Here is a 26,108-nt window from a genome sequence, read left to right on the forward strand (position 1 = left end):
CAGGGGAATGGCGCAAGAGTGGACTCCGTCCGCGATGGGGCCCGGCGCGATACGAGCCTATCGCGGACGAAGCCAACTCGTGCAAAAGCGCTAAGCGCTTACTGCTTACTGGATCTCCTCCGGCGTGACGATCACCCAGTTCTTGTCGGCGGTCACCGGCTGGCCGAGCTTGGCCTGAGCTTCGGCATTCTTCTTGATCATGCCGTTGAGCTGGTTCATGTACTTGGCCTTGCGGTTGATCCACAGGTGCACGCCGTTCTCGGCGGTTCCGTTGAACAGCATGTAGCCGTCGCTGCTGGGCGTATCGCCGCCGACCAGGATGGGCTTCTTCCACTGGTCGATATAGGTGAGGATCGCCGCCTGCTTGCCGGCCATCCAGGTCGCCGGAGTCCACAGGTAGGGGGTGATTTCCAGGTTCAGGTTGGCCTTGGGATCGTACTTGCCCTCGCTGATCTGCTTGCGCGCGGTGGTCAGCGCGCCACTCTGGCGGTCCTTGAGCAGGGTGGTGACGCCGATGACGTTCTCCGGCTTCACGTTGTAGCCGTACTTGGGATCGCTGGCGACCATGCGCACCAGTTCCTCATGGGCGGCGGTCATCACATAGACCTCGATGCCGTTCTCCATCAGCTTGTTGTACAGCTCGGTCTGGCCGGTGAAGACCTTGGGCGGGTTGATCGAGAGGGTCTTGACCACATCGCCTTCGTAATAGGTGCTGGGCACCGGCTTGTCGTAGGCCATCAGCTCGTCGACATAGCCCTTGAGCTCCTTGAGGGTGAAGCCGGAGAACACCTGGGCGACCCAGGGGTAGCAGACCAGGTCGTCGACTTCGCAGAGGCGGTAGTAGTAGCTGTTGAGGCTTTCCTTGTGGCCGTTCACGTCCTTGAAGGGGATCAGCTTGAGCGAGGGATCGAGCTTCTCGCGGGTCAGCACACCTTTCATTTCCAGGAAGGGCAGCAGCGATTCCTCGAGGTCGTAGCGGTAGCTGGTGTTGTCCATGTCGAAGACCGCGAAGGCGCCCTTGTTGGCATTGGCAGCGATCAAGGCGTCGAGCTGCTTGGCGGCGGGCGCCGGCCAGTGCTTCAGCTCAGTGGCGGCAAACGTGGTGCTGGCGAGGCCGGCCAGGATCAGGCCGGCGAGCAAGGTGCGCATGGGCTTCATGGAATTCCCCCGAGTGGTGTTGTTGGAATGGGGAAGGCCCGAAACGGGCCCTCGCTGGACTAGTCCAGCAATGACCCTAGCAAAGCGCTGTTTCAGCTCTGCGACGGCAGCGACGCGAACCGTCGCGAAGGCGGCAGGACATATCCATACGCGCCACGCGGCTTTGCCGGCAGCGACGACTGGTCTAGTTCACCGCACGGCGCAGGCGGCCGGGGGCCTCGCCGTAGGTGTCCCTGAACTTCTTGGTGAAGGAGGCCTGGGACTGGTAGCCAACCTGGGCGGCAATGTCGCAGAGGCGCAGCTGCGAGGTGCTCAGCAGGCGGTAGGCCAGTTCCATGCGCACTGTGGTCAGCAGCGCCCAGGGCGACCGCCCGGCAACCTGGGTGAACAGGCGCGTGAAAGTGGCGCGGGACATGTTCGCCCGTTCGGCCAGGGCCTCGATGGTCCATTCGTGGGCAGGATCGTCGAGCATGGCCTGCCAGGCGCGGCTCAGGCGCCTGTCGGCGAGCAATGCCAGGGTGCCGCTGCTGGGGGTGTGCTCCTGCAGGTAGACGCGCAGGATCAGGGTGAACAGCGCCGAGGACAATGCATCGACCAGGAAGCGCGCACCGGCCTGGTTGCCGTCCGCCTCGGCGCGCAGCAGGCCGACCAGCGCGGCCACGGCATCGCCCAGTCCATTGTCCTGGCAGGACACCTTCAGGACGCTCGGCAAGGAGCCGATCAGCAGCGAGCCGCGCTGGTAATGGAAGCTGCCGCAAAGCATGTCCAGCTCGCCTTCGCCCGTGCCAAGGCGATGGACCGGCAACAGGCCCGCCTCGTGGACTTCCGGCGACTGCGCGGCCACCCGAGCGCCTTGGCTGCGCAACAGGTGGGCTGCACCGTCGGGAAGGACCAGTACGTCGCCTGCCTCGAGGTCCAGGGCCTGTCCGTCGGGCATTTCCGCCCGGCAGCTGCCGGACAGCACCACGTGGTACTGCGCCGTCCCCTCGGGCAAGGGCTCGTGGTCCAGCGCCCAGTCGCCGAGGAAGCGGCAACGCAGGTCGAGACTGCCGCGCAGGCCAGCGAGCTGGATGAGGTGGTCGATGGAGTTCATGGGATTCCCGGCGAAGGCAACGGCTGACAGATTATCCGCAGCGACAGGTCATTCGAAGTAGTCCACCGCTGGCATCTGCATCGCCTGCATCTCCGCCTGGAGGAATTCGCGCAGCCGCCGCAGGCGCCCCTGGTCTCGGCGTGCGCGGGGCCAGACCAGGTAGTAACTCTCGCCACTGGCGACGGCACTGGGCCAGGGCAGTGCCAGGCGGCCCTGATTGGCATCCTCGGCGACCATCACCAGGTCGCCGATGGAAACACCGTAGCCGCGGGTCGCAGCGACTATGCCCAGCTCGAGGGTATCGAATACCTGTCCGCCCTTGAGCGAGACCTGCTCCCCCAGGCCCATGCGCTGCAACCAGCGCCGCCAGTCGCGACGGTCGGGGGTGGGGTGCAGCAGTTCGGCGCCGGCCAGCCGCTCGGCGTCCCAGGGGCCATCCGCCAGCAGCGCGGGCGAGCCGACGGGAATCAGCCATTCGGGAAACAGCAAGGCGGCCTCCCAGTCCGGCGGGAAGTGCCCCGAGCTCAGCAGCACCGCGCAATCGAAGGGCTCATGCACGAAGTCGACGCGATCCACGTCCATCCAGGCACTGGTCAGCTGCACCTCGATATCGCTGTTCTGCATGCGGAACTTGCTCAGCCGCGCCAGCAACCAGCGCATGGTCAGGGTGGACGGCGCCTTCAGCCGCAGTACGCCTTCGTCCGCGCGCAGGCTTGCGCAGGCGCGCTCCAGCGCATCGAAGCCGTCGCGCAGGCCGGGCAGCAGCATCCGTGCGGTTTCGCTCAGCTCCAGCTGGCGGCCGCGGCGCTGGAACAGCCGGCAGGCGAAGTGTTCTTCCAGGGTCTTGATGTGCCGGCTCACCGCGCTCTGGGTGATCGCCAGTTCCTCGGCGGCGCGGGTGAAGGACGCGTGCCGCGCGGCAGCCTCGAAGGCGCGCAGGGCGTAAAGGGGCGGCAACTGGCGGTTCATGGCGGGCTCCGGCTGTCTTAAACATGAGTATGACTCATGGATGGCATCGCATTTTTCCTTTTGTGCCCGCGTCCATAACGGCCGGAGAATGGGCCATTCCTATCGATGCGGCGCCTGCCGCTTGCTGAGCCTGACTCATGAAACGCCCGTACCGTGACGAACTCGCCGCCATCCTGCGCCTGGCCGGCCCGCTGATTGCCGCCCAACTGGCCTACGTCGCCATGGTGTTCACCGACACCGTGATGATGGGCAAGCTCGGCCGCGAGGCGCTGGCCGCCGGTGGGTTGGGTGCATCTACTTATGCGCTGATCTCGACCTTCTGCGTAGGCGTGGTGGCGGCCACCGGCAACCTGGTGGCGATCCGGCATGGCGCAAAAGACGCCCGCGGCGTAGTCGAAGCCACCCAGGCCGGCCTGTGGATCGGCGCCGCGTTGGCGCTGCTGGCGGGCCTGTTGCTGTGGAACCTCGGGCCGATCCTGATCGCCTTCGGCCAGGCCCCGGAAACGGTCGCCGGCACCATGAGTTTTCTGCACAGCATCGTCTTCGCCCTGCCCGGCTACATGGCCTTCATGGTGCTGCGCGGCTTCACCAGCGCCATCGAGCGGCCCGGCCCGGTCATGGCCATCAGCCTGATCGGCGCGCTGGCCAACTTCGCCCTCAATTACGCCTTCATCGAAGGACTGTTCGGCCTGCCGCGCCTGGGGCTGGCGGGGATCGGCATGGTCACCGCGGTGGTGATGAATGCGTTGCCGGTGATCTTCGCCCTGTACCTGCGCTGGCACCGGGCGTACGCGCCCTACCCGCTGCTGAAGGGATTGTCGAAGCCGGACTTCAAGGTGATCGGCGAATCGCTACGGCTGGGCATTTCCATCGGCGGCACCTACGCCGTGGAGTCGGGCATGTTCACCGTGGCGACGCTGTGCATGGGCGTGATCGGCAGCACCGCGCTGGCGGCGCACCAGATCGCCATCCAGTCGGTGTATGTGGCCTTCATGGTGCCCATGGGGCTTTCCTACGCGGTGACCTTCCGCATCGGCCAGCATTACGGCGCGGGCCGGCTGTTCGAGGCGAGACGCGCCGGGCGGCTGGGCATCGGCTTCGGCGCCAGCTGCATGTTTGCCTTCGCCGCGCTGTTCTGGCTGGCCCCGGAGCTGGTCATCGGCCTGTTCATCGACCACAACGACCCAGCCAACCGCGACGTGGTGCAACTGGCCGTCGGCCTGCTGGCCATCGCCGCGTGGTTCGAGCTGTTCGACGGTACCCAATGCATCGCCATGGGGGCGATCCGTGGCTTGAAGGATGCGCGCACGACCTTCCTGGTCGGGCTGGCCGGCTACTGGCTGGTGGGCGTACCGATGGCGCTGCTGCTGGCCTTCCCTCTGGGCTGGGGACCGAGTGGCGTATGGTGGGGCCTGGCGTCGGGCCTGGCCTGCGCGGCCATCGGGCTGACGCTGGCCTTCGAGACGAAGACATCGCGATTGCTGCGTCCGAGCCTGCCGGCCGCGGAGCTGGTCGCTAGCTGACCGAGTCCTGCAGGCGCAGCGCACGGTTGGCGCCAAAGACCAGGAAACGCGCCAGCTCCGGCAAAGGCAGCGGGCGGCTGATCCAGTAACCCTGGACCTGGTCACAGCCGAACTGGCGCAACTCATCCTGCTGGGCGGCGGTCTCGACGCCTTCGGCGACCACTTCCAGGTTCAGGTTGTGCGCCAGGTTGATCATGGCCCGTACCAGTTGCAGGTTTTCCGGGCGCACGTGCATGCCGCCGACGAAACTCTTGTCGATCTTCAGCAGGGTGATCGGCAGGCTGTTGAGGTGCACGAAGGAGGAGAAGCCGGTACCGAAATCGTCCAGCGAGAAGCGCACGCCCAGCCGGCCGAGGGCCTGCATGGTCTGCAGGACCTGGTCGCTGCGGCGCATCACGGCGGTCTCGGTGAGTTCGAATTCCAGCCACTGGGCGTCGACGCCGCGCTCGCGGATCAGTCGCTCCAGGGTCGGCAGCAACTGGCTGTCCTGGAACTGGCGGAACGACAGGTTCACCGCCATGTGCAGCGGCGGCAGGCCGCGCCCGCGCAGCCACTGCATGTCGCGCAGGGCGCGGGAGATGACCCAGTAACCCAGCGGCACGATCAGCCCGCTTTCCTCGGCCAGCGGCACGAAGTCGCCCGGCGTCAGCAGGCCGCGCTCGGGATGGCGCCAGCGCACCAGGGCCTCGAGGCCGACGATCTGCCCGCTGTGCAGGTCCAGGCGCGGCTGGTAGTGCAGCTCCAGCTCGTCGCGACGCAGCGCCCGGCGCAGTTCGCTCTCCAGGTCGGCAAGGCTGCGGGCGCCACGGTTGATGCGCTCATCGAAGATGTGGAAGGTGCAGCCCTGGCGCGACTTGGCCTGTTGCATGGCGATGTGCGCGTGCCACAGCAACGGGTCGGCGGCTTCACCGGCGCGGGCGTGGGCCATGCCCAGGCTGCAGCCCAGCAGCAGGCTTTCGCCCTCGACCCAGTAGGGTTCGCCCAGGGACTCGACTATCAGTTCGGCGACCTTCTCCACCCGTGCCGGATCGCGGCGGGTGTCCAGCAGCAGGGCGAACTCGTCGCTGCCCAGGCGGGCGATGTGGTCGCCGTTGTCCAGGTGCGCCTTCAGCCGTGCCACCACCTGCAGGATCAGGCGGTCGCCGGCCTGGTGGCCGAGGGCGTCGTTGACGTGGCGGAAGTTGTCCAGGTCCAGGTGGCCCAGCGCCAGGCCGCGCCCTTCGCTCTCGCTCAGCCGGGCGGCGAGCAGGGTCTGGAAACCCTGGCGGTTGGCGATGCCGGTCAGCGGGTCCTGCTCGGCCAGGCTCTGCAGGGTGTTCTGCAGCGAAGTGCGCTCGCGCACGTAGCGCAGGGTACGGCGCAGGACTTCGACACCGAGGGATTCGGCCACCAGGTAGTCGGCGACGCCGACGGGCTCTTCCGCGGGCTCGCGCTCCAGCAGCAGGATCAGCGGCAGGTGGCACTGGTGGGCGGACGGCAACTTGGCGGGCGTGGCGAGCACCAGGCCGACCTGATCCTCGTCGAACAGGGCGCTGGCGGCTTGCCAGGACGGGGCCGTGATCAGCGAATAGCCCGGCCCCAACGCGGCCAGATGCCCGCGCAGTAGCTGGGCCCACTGCGGCGCTTCCGCCAGCAGGAGCAGGCGCGTTGGTTCGACCGACGCTGCCAAGCGACCCCCATGTATCTCTAGAAAGAGGGGAAACTCCAGGCACCATCCCTGCGCCCATTTCCCCCGGTTTTGAAGCGACGCCATCCGGACATCCAGTGGATGTAGACGAAACTTCAGAGAAACTCTTAAGAGTTTTCTTCAAGTAATGCTGTCACAAGCCTAATACATGTACAGATTTATCCAAAACACATAAGTACGATCGTGTCACAGATCGCCGCTATTCCGAGCGGCACCCCGACGCCCGGCAGGGCCTGCTAGAATATGCCCCCGCTTCACTAAAGACCCCCGCCTTCATGTCCCGACTCAATCCCCGGCAGCAAGAGGCCGTGAACTACGTCGGCGGCCCGCTCCTGGTGCTGGCCGGCGCCGGCTCCGGCAAGACCAGCGTGATCACCCGCAAGATCGCCTACCTCGTGCAGCAATGCGGCATCCGCGCCCAGTACATCGTCGCCGTGACCTTCACCAACAAGGCCGCACGCGAGATGAAGGAGCGCGTCAGCACCCTGCTGCGCCCGGGCGAAGGCAAGGGCCTGACCGTCTCGACCTTCCACAACCTGGGCCTGAACATCATCCGCAAGGAACACGCGGCCCTGGGCTACAAGCCCGGCTTCTCGATCTTCGACGAGAGCGATGTGAAGGCGCTGATGACCGACATCATGCAGAAGGAATATTCCGGCGATGACGGTCTGGACGAGATCAAGAACCTGATCGGCAGCTGGAAGAACGACCTGATCCTTCCGGAAGAGGCGCTGGAAAAGGCGCGCAACCCCAAGGAACAGACCGCGGCCATGGTCTACCTGCATTACCAGCGCACGCTCAAGGCGTACAACGCGGTGGACTTCGACGACCTCATCCTGCAGCCGGTGAAGCTGTTCCAGGAGCACCCGGAGATCCTCGACAAGTGGCGCAACCGCGTGCGCTACATGCTGGTGGACGAATACCAGGACACCAACGCCAGCCAGTACCTGCTGGTGAAGATGCTGGTGCAGCAGCGCGCGCACTTCACCGTGGTGGGTGACGACGACCAGTCGATCTACGCCTGGCGCGGCGCGCGCCCGGAAAACCTGATGCAGCTCAAGGATGACTTTCCCTCGCTGAAGGTGGTGATGCTGGAGCAGAACTACCGCTCCACCAGCCGTATCCTCAAATGCGCCAACATCCTCATCGCCAACAATCCCCACGTGTTCGAGAAGCAGCTGTGGAGCGAGATGGGCGAGGGCGACCCGATCCGCGTGATCCGTTGCCGCAACGAGGAGTCCGAGGCCGAGCGGGTGGCGATGGAAATCCTCACCATCCACCTGAAGACGCAGCGGCCCTACAGCGAATTCGCCATCCTCTACCGGGGCAACTATCAGGCGAAGCTGATCGAACTGAAACTCCAGCATCACCAGATTCCCTATCACCTGTCAGGCGGCACCAGTTTCTTCGGACGCCAGGAGGTGAAGGACCTGATGTCCTATTTCCGCCTGCTGGTGAACCCGGACGATGACAACGCCTTCCTCCGGGTGATCAACGTGCCGCGCCGCGAGATCGGCTCCACCACGCTGGAGAAGCTCGGCAACTACGCCACCGAGAGCGGATGCTCGATGTTCAACGCCTCCGGCGAACTCGGCCTGTCCGAACACCTGGACGCCCGCTACATCGAGCGCCTGCAGCGCTTCAAGCGCTTCATCGACAAGGTCCGCGAGCAATGCGCCGGCAGCGACCCGATCGGCGCGCTGCGGAGCATGGTGATGGACATCGACTACGAGAACTGGCTGCGGCAGAACGCCTCCAGCGACAAGGTCGCCGATTTCCGCATGGGCAACGTCTGGTTCCTCATCGAAGCGCTGAAGAACACCCTGGAGCGCGACGAAGAAGGCGACATGACCATCGAGCAGGCCATCGCCAAGCTGGTGCTGCGCGACATGCTCGAGCGCCAGCAGGAAGAGGAAGAGGGCGCCGACGGCGTGCAGATGATGACCCTGCACGCCTCAAAGGGCCTGGAATTCCCCTACGTGTTCATTCTCGGCGTGGAAGAAGAAATCCTCCCGCACCGCTCCAGCATCGAAGCCGACACCATCGAGGAAGAGCGGCGCCTGGCCTATGTGGGCATCACCCGGGCGAAGAAGAACCTGGCCATGACCTTCGCCGCCAAGCGCAAGCAGTACGGCGAAATCATCGACTGCTCGCCCAGCCGCTTCCTCGACGAACTGCCGCCCGAAGACCTGGTCTGGGAAGGCCAGGAGGACGCGCCGCAGGAGGTGAAGGTGGCCAAGGGCAATTCGGCGCTGGCGGATATCCGGGCGATGCTCAAGCGCTGATCTTGCCGGGTGTTACCGGTCGGTTTTGTGCCGGGCCCCCTCTCCCCTACCCTCTCCCTGAAGGGAGAGGGAGCTATCCGAGCCAGCTGACACCACCACTCCCCCCTGATGCCGAACTGTCCCCTCTCCCTTCGGAGCGGGGCGCGCAGCCAGGGTTAGGGAGAGGGCCAAGCCCCAGGACAGATTCCGCGGCAGGCAACCCCACGCTTCCCGCCCATCGAAAAACTGTCCACTCGATCAGCAATTGCATTGGTCGGAACGTCGCGCAGATGGCCACTAGCGTTGTAGAATTACGCGCTTCATCAGCGACAGCCGCTCCGGAAGCACCCCCGTGAACACTCTCAAAGACAAAATTCGCAGCGAAGGCATCGTTCTTTCCGAACAGGTCCTCAAGGTAGACGCCTTCCTCAACCACCAGATCGACCCGGCGCTGATGAAGCAGATCGGCCATGAATTCGCCGAACGCTTCAAGAACCAGGGCATCACCAAGATCGTCACCATCGAGGCCTCGGGCATCGCCCCGGCGATCATGGCCGGCCTCGAGCTGGGCATCCCGGTGATCTTCGCCCGCAAGTTCCAGTCGCTGACGCTGAAGAACGACCTGCTGATCTCCAAGGTGTTCTCCTTCACCAAGCAGACCGAAAGCACCATCGCCATCTCGGCCAAGCACCTGACCGCCGCCGACCACGTGCTGGTGGTGGACGACTTCCTCGCCAATGGCCACGCCGCCAAGGCGCTGATCGACCTGATCCAGCAGGCCGGCGCCAGCATCGCCGGGCTGGGCATCGTCATCGAGAAGTCCTTCCAGGAAGGCCGTTCCCTGCTGGAAAGCGAGGGTTACCGCGTGGAATCCCTGGCCCGGGTGAAATCCCTGGCCAACGGTCAGGTCGAATTCCTCGAAGACTGATCCTGCGCTGTAAAAAGGCGGGTGCCGACAGGGCCCGCTTTTTTCATGCCTGACAGTTCAGCGCGTCCTACAAGGTTTGTTCGTCGCTGGCTTTCAGGCCGGCCAGCACCAGACGCTGGTACAGCTCCTCGCGCAGCCCCTCCGGATTCGCCAGCCCCATGCGTTCCAGGTGCGCCGGGTAGGCCTCCGGCGCCGGCGCATCGAGGGTCGCCCTGCCCAGCTCGAGAATCTCGCTCAGCTTCAGCTTGCTCTTGAGCCAACCCAACGCGCGCAGCAACTCGCGCTCCTGTTCGGTGAAGTCGCAACCCAACGGGAACTCCGGCAGCAGATGACGATACTGTCGCGTCGCGTCCCGCAAGCGCTCCGGGGTATTGTCGCGATAGCGCTGGTCCAGCTCGAAGTCCTTCGGCAGCTTGCCGGCCTCCTGGGCCTGGGCGATCAGCGCATCCTGGAAGCGCGAGTCGGCGATGGACAGCATGGCGGCGATCACCTCGGCATCGTTGCGGCCGCGCAGGTCGGCGACGCCGTACTCGGTCACCACCATGTCACGCAGATGCCGGGGAATCGTCGTGTGGCCGTAGCTCCAGACGATGTTGGAGCTCAGCTCACCCTCGGACTCGCGCCAGCTGCGCAGCATCAGGATGGAGCGCCCGCCTTCCAGCTCATGGGCCTGGGCGACGAAGTTGTACTGCCCGCCGACACCGCTGAGTACCCGGCCGTCCTCCAGTTGGTCGGCCACGCCGGCGCCGAGCAGGGTGACGGTGAAGGCGCTGTTGATGAAGCGCGCATCCCGGCGCTGCTCGCGCTTGAGCTCCTCGTCGCGGTACAGGTTGTTGACGAAGCCGATGCCGGTCATGCCGATACCGGCCCGCTCCTCGCGGGGCATCTCGCGCAGGCGCCGGTAGAAGGCCTGCGGACCGAGGAAAAAGCCGCCGTGCAGCCAGACGCCCGGCTCGGTCGGTGCGGCGCCGGGGCGCGCCGCTACCCGGCGGTTGAGCACACCCGCCTCGGCCAGGGCCAGCAGGCCGGGTACGAACATTTCGCTGCAGCCATACAGCCCGTGCTGGAAAGCGCCCAGCCCGCCGTCGCGCTCGATCAGCCCGGCGTGACGGGCGGTGGAGTCGAGGCCGTCGAGCAGCGCACGATAGCCATCGTTGTCGCGCTGGCGGGTCAGCAGCGCCGAGGTGAGGGCATCGCCCATGGAGCCGATGCCGATCTGCAGGGTGCCGCCGTCGCGCACCAGGGCGCTGGCGTGCAGGCCGATACAGTGGTCCTGAAGGCCCACTGGCAGGTTGGGGGTGGAAAACAGCGTGCTGTTGTCGCCCGGTGAATCCACCAGCAGGTCGAAGAAATCCTCATCCACTTCGGCATCGCCAGGCATGTACGGCAACTGGTCGTGGACGACACCGATAATGACGATGGTTTCGCCCGCCGCGCGGCGACGCTGCAACATCGGCAGCAAGTCGAGGGTGATGTCCGGGTTGCACGCCAGGCTCAGCTTGCCCGGCCGCGCCGGGTCGCGCGCAACCAGTTGGGCAACGGCATTGACGCCCTTGGCATTGATGTCCCGCGCCACGTGGCTGTAGTTGCAGCTGATGTAGTTCTGCTGTGCCGGGGCGCTGTCCAGCAGGCTGCCGGGCTGCAGGTAGAACTCTTCGACGCGGATGTTTTCCGGCACGTTGCCGCTGCGCAGGTCGTGCAGGTAGTCCAGTTCGGGGTAGTCGCCGTAGATGCGCTCGACGAAGGGGTCGAGGAAGCGCCGCTGCAGTTCGCCGCCGGCCTGCGGGCGACCGAGGGACAGCGCCGTGTAGAACGTCAGTTGCCGGCGCGGGTTCTCGCGCATGTGCCGATACAACGCATTGGCCAGTCGGTTGGGCTTGCCCAGGCCCAGGGGAAGCCCGAGACGGATGTGCCCGTCCAGGCGGTGCAGCAGTTCTTCAACAGCGGTTTCGATCGAGCAGGATTGCACCGGGCATCCCTCCGGGTTCGTTGTCCACGACAGGAGTTTGGACCGGCTTTACGCAAAAGTTGCTCCCGCGACTCACGAGGTGACAAATCGCGGGCATGAAAAAGCCGCCCTTGGGCGGCTTTTTCGCACAGGTCGGCTGTTACAGGCCGGACATGTGTTGAATCGCAGCTTTCAGCTCGTCATCGGAGCAATCAGCACAAGTACCCTTGGGCGGCATGGCGTTGAAGCCGGAGATAGCTTTGGCCAGCAGGCCATCCAAACCACCCTGCTCTTTCGCCCGCTTGCTCCACTCGGCCTTGTCACCGATCTTCGGTGCATTCAGCAGGCCTGTACCATGACAGTTGGTGCAGACCTTGCCGACAATCTCTTCGCCCGAACGCGGGGCACCGCCACCACCGGCAGCAGCGACGGCGCCAACGCCTTCGCATTCCTTGCCCTGGACGCAGACTTTGCCGACAGGTTCGAGACGCTTGGCAATGGCGTCATCATTGGTCGCAGCCTGAACGCTCACTGCCCACAGGGCCAGCACGGCAGCTTGGGCTGCCAGGATTTTTCTAATCAGGTTCACCCTTTCACCCTCATCGTGGCTTATCACGCCCGGTCGCGGTGCAGTCACAGTCTCGGGCCGCGCGAGCGGGCGCAAGTATAACGGCAAAGCCGGGAAGCTCGAAACAATTGCGCCACCTTGCCGGCCTTTGCGGCATTAGGTCGCAGCTGATCTGGCCGGTCCTACCGGCTGTTCAAAAATTTGCCGGTGTGGTCGCGCTGATCAGTCGTGCCGGGGCTTCGAACGGATTACGGAAGCGGTGCGGCTTGGTGCTGTCGAAATAGTAGCTGTCGCCACATTCGAGGACGAAAGTCTCGTCGCCGACGGTCAGTTCCAGGCGGCCTTCGACCAGCACGCCGGTCTCTTCGCCTTCGTGGGCATACATGTCGTCACCGGTGTCGGAACCCGGCGGATAGGTCTCGTCGAGCAGGGTGATGGCGCGGCTGGGGTAGTCCTTGCCAATCAGCTTCATGATGATCGAGCCACTGGACAGGTCACTGAGCTCGTCCGCCTTGTAGACCACAGGAGTGTTGCTGCTCTGCTCAAGATCGAGGGAGAAGAACTCGACCAGGGACATCGGAATACCACCCAGCACTTTCTTCAGCGAACTGATGGAGGGGCTGACGCTGTTCTTCTCGATCATCGAGATTGTGCTGTTGGTCACACCCGCCCGTTTGGCGAGTTCGCGCTGGGACAAACCTTTGAGCTTACGGATGGCTTGCAGACGAGCACCGACGTCCAAGGGTGGGGTCCTCCTTATTCTTGTGATCAGGCAGGCTCTGAAAGGCAGAACCCGCAGCGGCTTGAGCCGAGCGGGTTCCAAGTGCCACGTATCATGGCAACACCGTTCAGTATTTACAACAGATCGCCCGACGATCCTGCGCAAACTTTACGGGCGGTATCCGTCACTCGCCGCTATAGACCCGCGGGACGCGCTTGAGGTTGCAGAACAGCTGGTAGGGAATGCTGCCGCACAGGGAAGCCAGCTGGCTGGCGGGGACGTTCGGGCCCCAGAGCTCGACGCGACTGCCCAGGCCTGCCTGCGGCAGGTCGGTCAGGTCCACGGTGAGCATGTCCATGGACACGCGACCGATGATGCGGCTGGGCTTGCCGTCGATGAACACCGGCGTGCCATCCGGCGCATGGCGCGGATAGCCATCGGCGTATCCCATGGCGACCACGCCGACGCGTACCGGGCGGTCGGCGATGAAGCGCGCGCCGTACCCCACCGGCTCGCCGGCCGGCAGCTCGCGGATGCTGATGATCTGGGATTCCAGGGTCATCACCGGACGCAGTTGGTCCGCCAGCGGATGGGCCTGCTCGAACGGAGTGGCGCCGTAGAGCATGATGCCGGGGCGCACCCAGTCGCTGGGCACTTCGGACCAGCCGAGGATGCCGGGGGAATTGCGCAGGCTGATCTCATGCCCCTGGCCTGCGGCTTCGCGCACGGTCTGGAAAGCGGCGACCTGCTCTTCGGTGCGGACGCAGTCCAGTTCGTCGGCGCGGGAGAAGTGGCTCATCAGCACGACCTTGGCCACGTGGGGCAGCGCCTTCAGGCGCGCCAGCGCGGCGGCGTAGTCCTGCGGGAAGAAGCCGACGCGGTGCATGCCCGAGTCCATCTTCAGCCAGACGGTCAGCGGCTTGCTGGGGTGGGCACGCTCGATGGCCTCCAGCTGCCAGGCCGAGTGCACCACGCACCAGAAATCATGGGCGTCGATCAGTTCCAGTTCGCTGGCCTCGAAGAAGCCTTCGAGCAGCAGGATCGGCGCACGGATGCCGGCTTCGCGCAGCTCCAGCGCTTCCTCGATGCACGCCACGGCGAAGCCGTCAGCCTCGCCTTCCAGGGCGCGGGCGCAGACCACTGCACCGTGGCCGTAGGCGTCGGCCTTGACCACGGCCAGCGCTCGCGCGCCGGTGACTTCACGGGCCAGGCGGTAGTTGTGGCGCAGGGCGGCGAGATCGATCAGGGCACGGGCGGGACGCATGGCGAGGCTCTCTTTTTATCAACGTGGTACGAAACTGCAGACGAAAAAAACCCGGCGCTCCGGCCGGGCCACGCAAAAACGATCAGGGCAGTGCGGCGACGATGGAGATCTCGACGAGGATCTCCGGGTAGCACAACGCCGCCTGGACGGTAGCGCGCGCCGGGGCGCAGCCCTGCGGGACCCACTGGTCCCAGACGCCGTTCATGCCGGCGAAGTCGGCGGCGACGTCCTTGAGGTAGATGGTTGCCGAGAGGACACGCGACTTGTCGGTGCCGGCCTCGTCGAGCAGGCGCTCGACGCTGGCGAGGACTTCGCGGGTCTGTTGCTCGACGTCGGCGGTGAGGTCGTCCGCCACCTGGCCGGCGAGGTACACCGTGCCGTTGTGGACGACGACCTGGCTCATCCGCTGATTAGTGTGCAGGCGCTGGATGGCCATTCTGGGCCTCCGAAGTGGAACCGTAGCGGGAGATGTCCAGACCTTCGGTGCTGATCTGCGGGCGCTTCTTGGCCATCAGGTCGGCGAGGTAACGGCCCGAGCCGCACGCCATGGTCCAGCCCAGGGTGCCGTGGCCGGTATTGAGGAACAGGTTGCGATAGCAGGTGGCACCGACGATCGGGGTGCCGTCCGGGGTAGCCGGGCGCAGGCCGGTCCAGAATTCCGCCTGGCTGACATCGCCGCCTTCCGGATAGAGGTCGGTGGTGATCATTTCCAGGGTAGCGCGGCGACGCGGGTTCAGCGACAGGTCGAAGCCGGCGATTTCCGCCATACCGCCGACGCGGATGCGCTGGTCGAAGCGGGTGATCGCGACCTTGTAGGTCTCGTCGAGAATGGTCGAGGTCGGCGCCATGTCCGGGTTGGTGATCGGCACGGTCAGCGAGTAACCCTTGAGCGGGTAGACCGGGGCGTCGATGCCCAGCGGCTTGAGCATCTGCGGCGAGTAGCTGCCCAGCGCCAGCACGTAGCGGTCGGCGGTGACCAGTTGGCCATCGACCCAGACGCCGTTGATGCGGTCACCGGCGAAGTCCAGGCGCTGAATGTCCTGGCCGAAGCGGAATTCCACGCCCAGGGCCTTGGCCATCTCGGCCAGCTTGGTGGTGAACATCTGGCAGTCGCCGGTCTGGTCATTGGGCAGGCGCAGGGCGCCGACCAGCTTGTCGGCCACCTTGGCCAGGGCCGGCTCGACGCGGGCAATGCCGGCGCGGTCCAGCACTTCATAAGGAACGCCGGTGCTTTCCAGGACGGCGATGTCCTTGGCGGCGGAATCCAGCTGCGCCTGGGTGCGGAACAACTGGGTGGTGCCCAGGGAGCGGCCTTCGTAGGTGATGCCGGTCTCGGCGCGCAGCTCATCGAGGCAATCGCGGCTGTACTCGGACAGGCGCACCATGCGCTCCTTGTTCACCGCGTAGCTCTTGGCGTTGCAGTTGCGCAGCATCTGCCACATCCAGCTGTACTGGCTGGGGTCACCGGTCAGCTTGATGGCCAGCGGGGCGTGGGTCTGCAGCAGCCATTTCATGGCCTTGAGCGGGATGCCCGGGGCGGCCCAGGGCGAGGCGTAGCCAGGCGACACCTGGCCGGCGTTGGCGAAGCTGGTTTCCAGGGCCGGGCCGGGCTGGCGGTCGACGACGACCACTTCGAAGCCGGCACGGGCGAGATAGTAAGCACTGGCGGTACCGATCACACCGCTGCCAAGCACCAGAACGCGCATCTTTGCCTCCTACGTCGCGCCAGGGGCGCAGACGTTTCTTATTCTGAACGTAGATGCGCGCAGTATAGGAAGTCGGGCTCAGCGATATTCACTGATTGCGATGCGGTATTTGACGAAAAATCCTGGCAAAAGTCGCTTTCACGGAGGGACATCCACCAGGATTACGGCATTTTCAGCCGAGACCGAATGGTCGATGATCTGGTGAAAATTTCACCAGATCCAGAGTAAATAGCGAACGAAATGGGATTGGCCAGAACTTCTCCCGCCGGACCATTCCCCGACGGGAATTACCTGCTCCCGCCGCCCGCCCCCGAACTCGCCGCCACAGGTGGCGGCGAGCAGGGAATTCCCCTTGGCGCGGCTACTTGCGTACCCACTGACCATTGACCTGCACGTACTGCCCCGATGGCGTACGTTCGATGGCCTTCTTGCCAGCCAGCGCTTCGACGTCAGCCAGCTTGGCGCCGCTCTGCCCGGCAACCTTCTGGTATTCGGCGCGGCGTGCCGCGTTGATCTGCGCGGCGATATCGGCGGCGTCACCGCCATTCTTCACGACGCCCAGGTAGCCGTCGGTCTGTTCACCGACCAGACCCTGGGACTTGGCGCCACCCAGGGCAGACATCGCCTGTTCCAGGCTCATGGCCATGACCGGCAGGCTCAGGCAGAGGGCGACCAGCGCGACGCCCAGTTTGCGGTGCAATCTCATGCAAAGGCTCCTTCTCAGAACAGGCCGCTGTTCTCGTTGATGATGCCGTCGAGCGCCTTGTCGACCTTGATATAGATCTCGTGCTCGATCTTCACGTTGAGGTTGATGTTGATCGGCTCCTTGGGCGCGGCCAACTGCACGGTAGGCGTGCAGCCCTGGACGACGCCTGCCAGGAGCAGGAAGGGTAAAACGGCGCGAAGGCGCATCGGGGTTCTCCTTGCGGTCATGGCGCGGCGGCCGGGTCGTTGCGCAGGCGTTCCTGCACGCGCTTGCGAATGGTGTCGCTGACCCGGTCGCTCAGTTGCAGGCTGGTGAGCAGCTTGGGCACGTTCTCCTCCAGGTTGACGTTGAGGTTGATCGGCCGGCCCTGCTCCAGCGCCGGGTTGCGCCCGCTCAGGCTCAGGGCGAGAAGCAGCTTGCCCGATTCATCATAATCCACGCGGCTGCTCAGTTTGTCGTAGCGGAAATCGTCGATGGCCGTGGCCACCAGTTGCATGGCCGGGTTGCTCTGGCCCAGGGAGCGGATCTTCTCCGAACGGAACTGCAGCACGCCCGGTTGCCGTGCGGCGACTTCCCCGCCGTGGATGACCAGCTTGCCTTCGCGCAGGCCCAGCGGCAGGTTGCCGTCGATGACGCCGTTGCCGGACAGCCCTTCCGCCGGGTAGGCCGCCAGGATCGCCTCCAGCGCCAACCCTTCCAGCTTCAGCGTCAGACCCTCGCGGCGCGCGGAAAGATCCACGGCCCCCGGCGGTAGCCATGCGCGACCGTTGAACATACCGAGCTCCGCCTGCTGCCAGTCGACCCGCCCGGCCAGCGGTGCGTCCAGCGAGCCCCTGTAGTTGCCCTGCAGCGACAGCGGCCCCAGTGTCACGCCGGGGTTGAGCGAGGCGACTTTCACCTGCGGCAACTGCAGCTCCATCTGCGAGCCGTTCAGCGCGAACTTCGCCTGCAGGTCGAGGCCATGGACCTCGCTGCGGTCGTACACGCCCTCCAGACCTTGCCCGCGCACGTTCAGGCCCAGGCTCTGCGGCGCGCTACCCGGTGGCAGGCGCCAGTTCAGGTCGAAGCTGGCCTTGCCGTTGTTCAGGCTGAGCAGCGCCGGCCAGTCGCCAAGGGACTTCTCCAGCGGGTTGCCGGTGCGCAGGAAGAACTCCGGCTGGCGCGCAACCAGCGCAACGCCCTGCCTGGCGGAATTGTTCAGATCGACTTCGGCATTCAGCCCGCCGCTGTTCAGCAGGCGGCCCTTGAACTGCTGGCTGTCGAGGCTCGCCGCCAGCGTCCCGAGGGCATTCCAGGAAAGCGGTTTGACGTGGGGCTGACGGAGTTCGCCCACGGCCAATTTCAGCGGCGCATTCAGTTGCAGGGTGGCCGGCGCATCGGCCGCATAGCCCAGGTCGAGTGCGCCCTTGCCGAGAACGGCGCTGAGCTTGCTCGCCTTGAGCGACTGCGGCCCGGCCAGGGTGCCGACCTGGAGTTGCGCGCCATCGGCGAAGGCGACGTTGGCGGACTGCTGGTCGATGCGCCCCTCGAAGCTCAGATCGAGACGGCTGCTGTCGCCACGCAAGCCGGCCAGTTCAAGGTGCGGGACCTTGCCTTCGAGCCGCGAATCCATCAGCTGCAGCGCCAGCGGCGTCGCTTCCAGCAATGCCACGCGGGAACGCAGGCGCAAGTCGGCGGCGCCCACGGCGTGCAGGTCGGCGCGAACACTACCGGCCTCTTCATCCACGCCGGGCTCCATGTGCAGCGTCAGGCGTGCCGGGCGCAGGCCCACTGGCAGCGCCTGCAGCCAGTCGCCGTAGAGGTCGGACAGGCGCAGATCGCCGCTGAGCACCGAGGGCCGCCAGCCAAGGTCGGTGCCGCTGGCGATCAGCCGCAGGTCGCCCTGCAGGTTGCCCAGGCCCGGCAGCGGCCAGGGTTGCGGCAATTGCAGGGAAAGATCGATGTTGCCGCGGCCATCGCGCAGGCCGGGCCAGTCCGGCCACGCGGCGTTGCCAGCCAGCTGCGTATTCCAGCTCAGGCGCAGGCGGCCGGCTTCGGGGATAGGCAGCGGCAGGTTCGGCGTTGGCAACCACATGCCCAGCCAGTTGCGCACCGCCTGCACCGGCGGCACGGCGGGGCTGGCAAGGCTGCCGCTGAGCTGGCGGGCGCCCGGCGCCCAGATCGAATCCAGCGACAGCAGCTGTTCGTTGTCGAGGAAGCTGTCCAGTTGCAGGCGCCACTGCCCGTCGCCGGGCTGCAACAGGCCATTGAAGGCGAGCTGCTGCCCGCCCTGGCGCAACTCGCCGCCCAGCGCCGCGGCGCCGCCCGGGATCTGCTGCCAGTGGGCGCTGCCGTTGAGGGTGCAACGCTGCTCGCGGGCACAGGGCAGCTCGAGGAAAACCTGTTCCAGCGCCAGCCGTCCGGGCAGCAACGCCAGCCAGCGATTGAGTTTGGCCAGGTCCGGCAGCGCGACGTCCTCGCCTTCCGCGCTCTCTCCCGGCCATTGGCGGACATCGATCCTGCCGGCGGCCAGCTCCTTCAAGCGCCAGCGGCCATCGGCATGTTCGGGCCAGCCGACACGGACCTTGCGCAACTGGATGGCCAACCGCGCACCATCGGGTGTCTGCCGCTGAAGAGCCATCTGTTCCAGGGTCAGCCCTTGTCGCGAAACGCTCAGGCCCTGCCACTGCTCGATGCTCACCCCGGCATTGGCCAGCAGTCGCGGAACCGCCAGCCACGCCGCGCCAACCGCCAGTGCCAGGAGCAGCAACAGCAGCAGGAGGGCGGTGCGCAGGCGGGGGAACGACATGCGAAGGCTCCGGAAAAAACAGGCGATTGCAGCCGGAAACGGCAGAACTCTGGCCTACAGGCTGGCCGCCCGGCGCGGGAAGTTCAAGGGTTGCCAGTGATATTCCCTACACAACCGACTATATTGCCGATATTCCCCCAAAGCTCATCCCAGAGTCTTTCCCATGAGAACCCAGCACCAAAGCCGCCGCGAACTGGACAAGATCGACCGCAATATCCTGCGCATCCTGCAGGAAGAGGGTCGCATCTCCTTCACCGAACTGGGCGAGCGCGTCGGCCTCTCCACCACGCCGTGCACCGAGCGCGTGCGCCGGCTGGAGCGCGAGGGGATCATCATGGGCTACAACGCCCGGCTGAACCCGCAATACCTGAAAGCAAGCCTGCTGGTGTTCGTCGAAATCAGCCTGGACTACAAATCCGGAGACACCTTCGAGGACTTCCGCCGCTCGGTGCTCAAGCTGCCCCACGTGCTGGAGTGCCACCTGGTGTCGGGCCACTTCGACTACCTGGTGAAGGCGCGTATCTCGGAGATGGCCTCCTACCGCAAGCTGCTGGGCGACATCCTGCTCAAGCTGCCCCATGTCCGCGAGTCCAAGAGCTACATCGTGATGGAAGAGGTGAAGGAAAGCCTCACCCTGCCTATCCCCGACTAAATAGCCGGACTAAAAAGCCCGACTGATTTCCCGCCGTTCGCGGCAGGCTCATCGAGTTTATTTACGACTTCCCGGCGTTTTTTGCGCCACTGCCTATTGGCTGGGCGGGAAGTCGGCGTTTATCCTGCGTAAAATTTTAACAACACAAAAATCAGGATATCGCACATGAACGCCCGCGTTCACCAGCCGGTACACACCGACCGCCACGCCCCGTCCTACTATGCCGCGAGCGTCAATCGGCGCCTCGAAGTACCGCCCCTGGCCGGCGAGGAAAGGGCCGACGTGTGCATCATCGGCGGAGGTTTCTCCGGGCTGAACACGGCCATCGAACTGGCCGAGCGCGGGTTCTCGGTGATCCTGCTGGAAGCCCACCAGATCGGCTGGGGCGCCAGCGGCCGCAACGGCGGCCAACTGATCCGCGGCGTCGGCCACGGCCTGGAGCAATTCGAGCCGGTGATTGGCGCCGATGGCGTCCATGCCATCAAGCTGATGGGCCTGGAGGCGGTGGAAATCGTCCGTCGCCGCGTCGAGCAGTACGCCATCGACTGCGACCTGACCTGGGGCTACTGCGATTTGGCCAACAAGCCTTCCGACGTCGAAGGTTTCCAGGAGGACTTCAACGAACTGAAGAGCCTCGGCTACCGCCATGAACTGCGCATGGTCCCGAAGGAGGAAATGCGCTCCATCGTCGGCTCCGACCTCTATGTCGGCGGCATGGTGGACATGGGCTCGGGCCACCTGCACCCGCTCAACCTCGCCTTGGGCGAAGCGGCCGCGGCGCAGAGCCTGGGCGTGAAGCTGTTCGAGAACTCCGCCGTCACCGGCATCGACTACGGCAGCGAAGTGCGCGTGCGTACCGCCCAGGGCAGTGTGCGCGCCAAGTCCCTGGTGATCGCCTGCAACGCCTACCAGAACCGCCTGAATGCCTACCTCGACGGCAAGGTGCTGCCTGCCGGCAGCTACGTCATCGCCACCGAGCCGCTGTCCGCTGAACAGGCGCATGCACTGCTGCCGCAGAACATGGCCGTGTGCGACCAGCGCGTGGCGCTGGACTACTACCGTCTTTCCGCCGACAACCGCCTGCTGTTCGGCGGCGCCTGCCATTACTCCGGGCGCGACCCGGCGGACATCGCCGCCTATATGCGACCGAAGATGCTCAAGGTCTTCCCGCACCTGGAAAACCTGCGCATCGACTACCAGTGGGGCGGCATGATCGGCATCGGCGCCAACCGCCTGCCGCAGATCGGCCGCCTGCCGGACCAGCCCAATGTGTACTTCGCCCAGGCCTATGCCGGCCACGGGGTGAACGCCACGCACCTGGCCGGCAAGCTGCTCGCCGAGGCCATTGCCGGCCAGCAGGGCAGCGGCTTCGAGCTGTTCGCCAAGGTGCCGCACATCACCTTCCCCGGCGGCAAGCTGCTGCGCTCGCCATTGCTGGCCCTGGGCATGGCCTGGTACCGCTTCAAGGAAACCCTCGGCGGCTGACCCCTGCGCGCTGCAGCGGCTAGAATCTTCCGCAGCCCGTCACCGGCGGGCTTGTCGGAGACTCCTCTTTGCTTCCACGCCTGCTCCTGCTGATCCTTCTGGCCCTGGGTGGCTGCGCCAGCGCGCCGCCGCCCGAGCCCTCGCACGTGCTGCCGGTGCAGGGCACGCGGCTGGACAATCAGATCAGCGAGCGCGCCGCCGCCCATCCCGGCCAGTCCGGCTTCCACCTGCTGGCGTCCAGCGTCGACGCCTTCCTCGCCCGCGCCGAACTGATCCGCAAGGCCCAGCGCAGCCTCGACGTCCAGTACTACATCGTCCACGACGGTCTCACCACCCGCGCGCTGATCCGCGAACTGCTGCACGCGGCAGATCGCGGCGTGCGCGTGCGCATCCTGATCGACGACACCAGCAGCGATGGCTGGGACTACGAACTGGGCGCCCTCGCCGCCCATCCGAACATTCAGGTGCGCCTGTTCAATCCGCTGCACCTGGGCCGCAGTACCGGCGTCACGCGCAACCTCGGTCGGCTGTTCAACCTCTCCGAGCAGCATCGGCGAATGCACAACAAGTTGCTGCTGGCGGACAACAGCGTGGCCATCGTCGGCGGCCGCAACCTGGGCGACGAGTACTTCGACGCCAAGGCCGAGATGAACTTCAGCGACCTCGACCTGATGGGTGTCGGCCCGGTAGCGCAATCGCTGGGGCAGAGCTTCGACCAGTACTGGAACAGCCGCATCAGCCGGCCCATCGAGGACTACCTGTGGGGCGAGCCGGATCTCGACGAGCTCAATCGCATGCGCCGCAAGCTGGATCACTACCTGGCGAAGGAGCGGGTGAAGAGCTCCAGCTATATCGCCCGGCTGAATCGCAACAGTGACCGCCCGCATCTGCAGAACTGGCTGGACGACCTGGTCTGGGCGCCGGGAAAGGCGGTCTGGGATACGCCACTGAAGGTACTCGACCAGGGCGATCCGAAAGGCGAGCAGTTGCTCAGCACCCAGTTGCAACCGCTGTTCGACGAAGTGTCGAAGGAGCTGATCCTGGTCTCGGCCTACTTCGTGCCGACCAGCGCCGGCGTCGACTACCTGACCCAGCGTGCCGAAAGCGGCGTCAGCGTGCGCCTGCTGACCAACTCGCTGGAAGCCACCGACGTGCCGGCCGTGCACGCCGGTTACGCGCCCTACCGCCTGGAGCTGCTGGAGCACGGGGTGAAGCTCTACGAGCTGCGCGCCGACCCGGACCAGCGCCTCTCCGGAGCGCCGTGGATGGTGCGCGGGTCGAGCAGTGCCAGCCTGCACAGCAAGGCGGCGGTGTTCGACCAGCAGAAGGTGTTCGTCGGCTCGCTGAACTTCGACCCGCGCTCGGTGCTGTGGAACACCGAGGTCGGCATTATAGTCGACAGCCCGGAACTGGCCGACCAGGTGCGCCGCCTGGCGCTGGCGAGCATGTCGCCCAGCGTCAGCTACCAGGTGAAGATAGCGCCGGGCAGCGAGCCGCCGAAGCTGATCTGGATCGAGGAGCGTGGCGGCAAGCGGGTGGCGCTGGACCGTGAGCCGGGCAACGTCTGGCGCCGGCTCAACGTATGGATCGCCGGCGCCATCGGGCTGGAGAAGATGCTCTAGGAGCGCTCCTGCTGCAGCTCGGCGTCGGTCGCGCGCATCACCGGCGGCAAACCGCGATAGGACACCAGCACCACGAACCCCGCAGCGCCCAGCGCCATCACCAGTGGCAGTGCATGGCCGCTGATCCACTGGCTGGCCGCGCCGGTCGCCAGGGGGCCGATCAGGCAGCCTATCCCCCACAGCTGAGCGACATGCGCGTTGGCGCGAACCAGCGCATCATCGCGATAACGCTCGCCAATCAGGATCAGCGACAGGGTGAACAGCCCGCCTGCACTGGCACCGAAAAGCACCAGGATCGGCCAGATGGCGATGTGCTGCAGCAGCAGAGGCATGGCCAGGCTGCTGAGGAACAGCACGATGCCGCAGCCCTTGAACAACGTCTGCCGGGAGATGCGGTCGGCCAGCCAGCCGATGGGCAGTTGCAGCAGTGCATCGCCGACCACCACGGTGCTCACCATCGCCAGTGCCACGGCCTGGGTGAAGCCCTGCTGGATGCCATACACCGGCAGCAAGGTGAGGATCATGGCCTCGAAGCCGGCGAACAGCACCACCGCCCAGGCAATCGCCGGAAGCTGGGCGCAGAAGCTGAACAGCCCGCGGCCGTTGGCACTGTGCGGGTCGACCTTGGGCGCGCCGGTGCGGCCGAGCAGCAACAGGGAACCACCCACCAGCAGGCAGACGCTGAACCAGAAACCACGGTCGTCGGCGGTGCCGATGAAGGTCAGCAGCACCGGGCCGGACAGCTGGCTCAGCGCATAGCCGGTGCCATAGAGGGCGACCAGGCGGCCGCGCCACTTCTCGATGGCCAGCTGGTTGATCCAGCTCTCCCCGAGGATGAACACGACGGTCAGCTGCACACCGATCAGCAGGCGCAGGATCAGCCAGACCGGATAGCTCTGCAGCAACGCCAGCAGGCCCACCGAGAAGGCCCCGGAAATCAGGCAGATGCGCATCAGTAGCGGTGTACCGACACGCGCGGCGAGGCGGCCGGCGATCATTGCGCCCAGCAGTACGCCCACCGCAGGCGTGGACGCCATGACGCCGATAGCGAAGTTGCCGTAACCCCAGCTCTCCAGGCGCAGAGAAACCAGCGGCATGGTCAGGCCCAGGGCCAGACCGATGCTGATCACGGCAGCACACACAGCAAAATAAGGACCCCAACGCATTGTCTTTCTCCCGTTCCATCCGGAGCGCACGCCAGGCGCGAGGGTGCCCGATGCGCAATGCACAGCGGCCGGGTTTCCCTGAGGGAAACCCGGCCGCGGGTGTGGCTCTTTGTCAGAGCCGGCCCCTGGATCGGGGCCGACCTGCTTCAGCCGAGGATCAGAGTTTGATCCAGGTGGCTTTCAGCTCGGTGTACTTGTCGAACGCGTGCAGCGACTTGTCGCGGCCGTTGCCGGACTGCTTGAAGCCGCCGAACGGAGCGGTCATGTCGCCGCCGTCGTACTGGTTCACCCACACGCTGCCGGCGCGCAGCGCCTTGGCGGTCAGGTGGGCCTTGGACAGGTCGCTGGTCCACACCGCGGCGGCCAGGCCGTACGGAGTGTCGTTGGCGATGCGCACGGCTTCTTCGGCATCGGTGAACTCGATGACCGACAGCACCGGGCCGAAGATCTCTTCACGGGCGATGCGCATGGCGTTGGTCACGCCGTCGAAGATGGTCGGCTCGACGTAGGTGCCGCCAGTCTCTTCCAGGGTGCGCTTGCCGCCGGCCACCAGCTTGGCGCCGTCGTCGTGGCCAGCCTGGATGTAGCTCAGCACGTTGTTCATCTGGGTGGTGTCGACCAGCGCACCGACGTTGGTTTCCGGGTCCAGCGGGTTGCCCGGCTTCCAGGCCTTGATGGCTTCGACGACCATCGGCACGAACTCGGCCTTGATCGACTTCTCTACCAGCAGGCGCGAGCCAGCGGTGCAGACTTCGCCCTGGTTGAAGGCGATGGCGCTGGCAGCGGCTTCGGCAGCGGCTTTCAGGTCCGGCGCGTCAGCGAAGACGATGTTCGGGCTCTTGCCGCCGGCTTCCAGCCAGACGCGCTTCATGTTGGATTCGCCCGCGTAGATCATCAGCTGCTTGGCGATCTTGGTCGAACCGGTGAACACCAGGGTGTCGACGTCCATGTGCAGGGCCAGGGCCTTGCCTACGGTGTGGCCGAAGCCCGGCAGGACGTTGAACACGCCTTTCGGGATGCCGGCCTCGATGGCCAGCTGGGCGATACGGATACCGGTCAGCGGGGACTTCTCGGAAGGCTTGAGGATCACCGAGTTACCGGTGGTCAGCGCCGGGCCGAGCTTCCAGCAGGTCATCAGCAGCGGGAAGTTCCACGGCACGATGGCGGCGACGACGCCGACCGGCTCGCGGGTGACCAGGCCCAGTTCGTTGTGGGCAGTGGCAGCGACTTCGTCGTAGATCTTGTCGATCGCCTCACCGCTCCAGCGCAGGCTGTTGGCGGCGCTGGATACGTCGATGCTCAGCGAGTCGCTGATCGGCTTGCCCATGTCGAGGGTTTCCAGCAGGGCCAGTTCCTCGGCGTTCTCCAGCAGCAGCTCGGAGAAGCGGATCATGACCTTCTTGCGCTTGGCCGGGGCCAGGCGCGACCACACGCCGGAGTCGAAGGCAGCACGGGCAACCTGCACGGCACTTTCGGCATCGGCCAGGTCGCAGCTGGCGACCTTGGCCAGGAAGCGGCCATCCACAGGGCTGATGCAGTCGAAGGTGGCGCCGGATGCGGCGTCGACGTATTCACCGTTGACGAAGGCGCGGCCTTCGATCTTCAGGTCCTTGGCGCGAGCTTCCCAATCGGCGCGAGTGAGGGTACCCATGACAACGTGTCCTCTTATTAATGTACTTATTCAGGTGCAGGCGCCCGGCGTGGGCGCGCTGTCAAATATTCCGCAAGGCGGAGCAAACGCATGCTGTTGGCAACCCTAAACCGGAGGCAGCCAATTTTCAATATTTTTTACACTAAGCGGCCAAATGGCCTTGTCACGTTCGTTTTATTAAACATAGACTGCCCTGATTCGTCGGCTGA

At 65.4% G+C, this 26,108-nt stretch carries 21 protein-coding genes; 6 read left to right on the forward strand and 15 right to left on the reverse strand.

What is annotated here, in order from left to right:
* Positions 1-105: 105 nt before the first annotated feature.
* The 3 genes from LDJ84_RS28810 to LDJ84_RS28820 all read right to left on the reverse strand — a co-directional run bounded on the left by LDJ84_RS28810 (position 106) and on the right by LDJ84_RS28820 (position 3,220).
* Positions 106-1,158, reverse strand: a complete 1,053-nt coding sequence (locus LDJ84_RS28810) for a haloacid dehalogenase-like hydrolase (protein ID WP_226045644.1) — start codon at positions 1,156-1,158, stop codon at positions 106-108.
* A gap of 184 nt (positions 1,159-1,342) precedes the next feature.
* Entirely contained in the window at positions 1,343-2,251 is a 909-nt protein-coding gene (locus LDJ84_RS28815; protein ID WP_037012811.1) for an AraC family transcriptional regulator, read from the reverse strand.
* A gap of 48 nt (positions 2,252-2,299) precedes the next feature.
* Positions 2,300-3,220, reverse strand: a complete 921-nt coding sequence (locus LDJ84_RS28820) for a LysR substrate-binding domain-containing protein (RefSeq protein ID WP_037012812.1) — start codon at positions 3,218-3,220, stop codon at positions 2,300-2,302.
* Between the two features lie 137 nt (positions 3,221-3,357).
* On the opposite strand from LDJ84_RS28820, the gene LDJ84_RS28825 reads away from it, so the two are divergent.
* A complete protein-coding gene (locus LDJ84_RS28825; protein ID WP_065085345.1) occupies positions 3,358-4,743 on the forward strand; it encodes a NorM family multidrug efflux MATE transporter in 1,386 nt (461 codons plus the stop codon).
* Here LDJ84_RS28825 and LDJ84_RS28830 read toward each other — a convergent pair.
* A complete protein-coding gene (locus LDJ84_RS28830; protein ID WP_024762084.1) occupies positions 4,736-6,412 on the reverse strand; it encodes a putative bifunctional diguanylate cyclase/phosphodiesterase in 1,677 nt (558 codons plus the stop codon). The two genes, LDJ84_RS28825 and LDJ84_RS28830, sit on opposite strands and share 8 nt — an antisense overlap.
* 293 nt (positions 6,413-6,705) lie before the next feature.
* Here LDJ84_RS28830 and rep point away from each other — a divergent pair, with 293 nt between their 5' ends.
* Positions 6,706-8,715, forward strand: coding sequence for a DNA helicase Rep (rep, locus tag LDJ84_RS28835; protein WP_226045645.1), 2,010 nt, complete (start codon positions 6,706-6,708; stop codon positions 8,713-8,715).
* A gap of 331 nt (positions 8,716-9,046) precedes the next feature.
* Entirely contained in the window at positions 9,047-9,622 is a 576-nt protein-coding gene (locus LDJ84_RS28840) for a xanthine phosphoribosyltransferase (RefSeq protein ID WP_024762083.1), read from the forward strand.
* Positions 9,623-9,689: 67 nt separating this feature from the next.
* On the opposite strand, the gene LDJ84_RS28845 is transcribed toward LDJ84_RS28840, so the two are convergent.
* The 9 genes from LDJ84_RS28845 to LDJ84_RS28885 all read right to left on the reverse strand — a co-directional run bounded on the left by LDJ84_RS28845 (position 9,690) and on the right by LDJ84_RS28885 (position 19,323).
* Entirely contained in the window at positions 9,690-11,465 is a 1,776-nt protein-coding gene (locus LDJ84_RS28845; protein WP_141678462.1) for an acetyl-CoA hydrolase/transferase C-terminal domain-containing protein, read from the reverse strand.
* A 265-nt stretch (positions 11,466-11,730) separates the two neighbouring features.
* A complete protein-coding gene (locus tag LDJ84_RS28850) occupies positions 11,731-12,159 on the reverse strand; it encodes a c-type cytochrome (RefSeq protein ID WP_024762081.1) in 429 nt (142 codons plus the stop codon).
* A 172-nt stretch (positions 12,160-12,331) separates the two neighbouring features.
* The gene (locus tag LDJ84_RS28855; RefSeq protein ID WP_024762080.1) at positions 12,332-12,880 is read right to left on the reverse strand and encodes a cupin domain-containing protein; all 549 of its coding nucleotides are present in this window, start codon (positions 12,878-12,880) and stop codon (positions 12,332-12,334) included.
* A gap of 163 nt (positions 12,881-13,043) precedes the next feature.
* Complete coding sequence (alr, locus tag LDJ84_RS28860; RefSeq protein ID WP_024762079.1) at positions 13,044-14,123, reverse strand: alanine racemase; 1,080 nt, start codon at positions 14,121-14,123, stop codon at positions 13,044-13,046.
* Between the two features lie 82 nt (positions 14,124-14,205).
* The gene (locus LDJ84_RS28865) at positions 14,206-14,559 is read right to left on the reverse strand and encodes a RidA family protein (protein WP_024762078.1); all 354 of its coding nucleotides are present in this window, start codon (positions 14,557-14,559) and stop codon (positions 14,206-14,208) included.
* Positions 14,534-15,829: a D-amino acid dehydrogenase gene (gene dadA / locus LDJ84_RS28870; RefSeq protein ID WP_084358791.1), complete on the reverse strand. Its 1,296-nt coding sequence runs from the start codon at positions 15,827-15,829 to the stop codon at positions 14,534-14,536. The genes LDJ84_RS28865 and dadA overlap by 26 nt, the downstream gene beginning before the upstream one ends.
* 361 nt (positions 15,830-16,190) lie before the next feature.
* Entirely contained in the window at positions 16,191-16,535 is a 345-nt protein-coding gene (locus tag LDJ84_RS28875) for a YdbL family protein (protein ID WP_024762076.1), read from the reverse strand.
* Between the two features lie 14 nt (positions 16,536-16,549).
* Positions 16,550-16,741, reverse strand: coding sequence for a YnbE family lipoprotein (locus tag LDJ84_RS28880; protein WP_024762075.1), 192 nt, complete (start codon positions 16,739-16,741; stop codon positions 16,550-16,552).
* 17 nt (positions 16,742-16,758) lie between these two features.
* On the reverse strand, positions 16,759-19,323 hold the full coding sequence (locus LDJ84_RS28885) for a YdbH domain-containing protein (RefSeq protein ID WP_226045646.1): 2,565 nt from the start codon (positions 19,321-19,323) through the stop codon (positions 16,759-16,761).
* Between the two features lie 163 nt (positions 19,324-19,486).
* Here LDJ84_RS28885 and dadR point away from each other — a divergent pair, with 163 nt between their 5' ends.
* From dadR to LDJ84_RS28900, 3 genes are all read left to right on the forward strand, one after another.
* Positions 19,487-19,975, forward strand: coding sequence for a transcriptional regulator DadR (gene dadR / locus LDJ84_RS28890; protein ID WP_015479539.1), 489 nt, complete (start codon positions 19,487-19,489; stop codon positions 19,973-19,975).
* 165 nt (positions 19,976-20,140) lie between these two features.
* Entirely contained in the window at positions 20,141-21,460 is a 1,320-nt protein-coding gene (locus LDJ84_RS28895; RefSeq protein ID WP_037009706.1) for an NAD(P)/FAD-dependent oxidoreductase, read from the forward strand.
* Between the two features lie 68 nt (positions 21,461-21,528).
* On the forward strand, positions 21,529-23,082 hold the full coding sequence (locus LDJ84_RS28900) for a phospholipase D family protein (RefSeq protein WP_024762074.1): 1,554 nt from the start codon (positions 21,529-21,531) through the stop codon (positions 23,080-23,082).
* On the opposite strand, the gene LDJ84_RS28905 is transcribed toward LDJ84_RS28900, so the two are convergent.
* The gene (locus LDJ84_RS28905; protein WP_037009710.1) at positions 23,079-24,248 is read right to left on the reverse strand and encodes an MFS transporter; all 1,170 of its coding nucleotides are present in this window, start codon (positions 24,246-24,248) and stop codon (positions 23,079-23,081) included. The genes LDJ84_RS28900 and LDJ84_RS28905 overlap by 4 nt on opposite strands.
* A gap of 157 nt (positions 24,249-24,405) precedes the next feature.
* The gene (locus tag LDJ84_RS28910; protein WP_024762073.1) at positions 24,406-25,899 is read right to left on the reverse strand and encodes an aldehyde dehydrogenase; all 1,494 of its coding nucleotides are present in this window, start codon (positions 25,897-25,899) and stop codon (positions 24,406-24,408) included.
* Positions 25,900-26,108: the final 209 nt, after the last annotated feature.

The organism is Pseudomonas sp. HS-18, from assembly GCF_020401845.1.
GTDB lineage: Bacteria > Pseudomonadota > Gammaproteobacteria > Pseudomonadales > Pseudomonadaceae > Pseudomonas > Pseudomonas nitroreducens.

What these genes read in the sequence shown, in the direction of transcription:
- LDJ84_RS28810 (WP_226045644.1), bottom strand. Translation starts at nt 1,158, where the DNA reads ATGAAGCCCATGCGCACCTTGCTCGCCGGCCTGATCCTGGCCGGCCTC.
- LDJ84_RS28815 (WP_037012811.1), bottom strand. Translation starts at nt 2,251, where the DNA reads ATGAACTCCATCGACCACCTCATCCAGCTCGCTGGCCTGCGCGGCAGT.
- LDJ84_RS28820 (WP_037012812.1), bottom strand. Translation starts at nt 3,220, where the DNA reads ATGAACCGCCAGTTGCCGCCCCTTTACGCCCTGCGCGCCTTCGAGGCT.
- LDJ84_RS28825 (WP_065085345.1), top strand. Translation starts at nt 3,358, where the DNA reads ATGAAACGCCCGTACCGTGACGAACTCGCCGCCATCCTGCGCCTGGCC.
- rep (WP_226045645.1), top strand. Translation starts at nt 6,706, where the DNA reads ATGTCCCGACTCAATCCCCGGCAGCAAGAGGCCGTGAACTACGTCGGC.
- LDJ84_RS28845 (WP_141678462.1), bottom strand. Translation starts at nt 11,465, where the DNA reads ATGCGCGAGAACCCGCGCCGGCAACTGACGTTCTACACGGCGCTGTCC.
- alr (WP_024762079.1), bottom strand. Translation starts at nt 14,123, where the DNA reads ATGCGTCCCGCCCGTGCCCTGATCGATCTCGCCGCCCTGCGCCACAAC.
- LDJ84_RS28865 (WP_024762078.1), bottom strand. Translation starts at nt 14,559, where the DNA reads ATGGCCATCCAGCGCCTGCACACTAATCAGCGGATGAGCCAGGTCGTC.
- dadA (WP_084358791.1), bottom strand. Translation starts at nt 15,829, where the DNA reads ATGCGCGTTCTGGTGCTTGGCAGCGGTGTGATCGGTACCGCCAGTGCT.
- LDJ84_RS28875 (WP_024762076.1), bottom strand. Translation starts at nt 16,535, where the DNA reads ATGAGATTGCACCGCAAACTGGGCGTCGCGCTGGTCGCCCTCTGCCTG.
- LDJ84_RS28880 (WP_024762075.1), bottom strand. Translation starts at nt 16,741, where the DNA reads ATGCGCCTTCGCGCCGTTTTACCCTTCCTGCTCCTGGCAGGCGTCGTC.
- LDJ84_RS28885 (WP_226045646.1), bottom strand. Translation starts at nt 19,323, where the DNA reads ATGTCGTTCCCCCGCCTGCGCACCGCCCTCCTGCTGCTGTTGCTGCTC.
- dadR (WP_015479539.1), top strand. Translation starts at nt 19,487, where the DNA reads ATGAGAACCCAGCACCAAAGCCGCCGCGAACTGGACAAGATCGACCGC.
- LDJ84_RS28895 (WP_037009706.1), top strand. Translation starts at nt 20,141, where the DNA reads ATGAACGCCCGCGTTCACCAGCCGGTACACACCGACCGCCACGCCCCG.
- LDJ84_RS28905 (WP_037009710.1), bottom strand. Translation starts at nt 24,248, where the DNA reads ATGCGTTGGGGTCCTTATTTTGCTGTGTGTGCTGCCGTGATCAGCATC.
- LDJ84_RS28910 (WP_024762073.1), bottom strand. Translation starts at nt 25,899, where the DNA reads ATGGGTACCCTCACTCGCGCCGATTGGGAAGCTCGCGCCAAGGACCTG.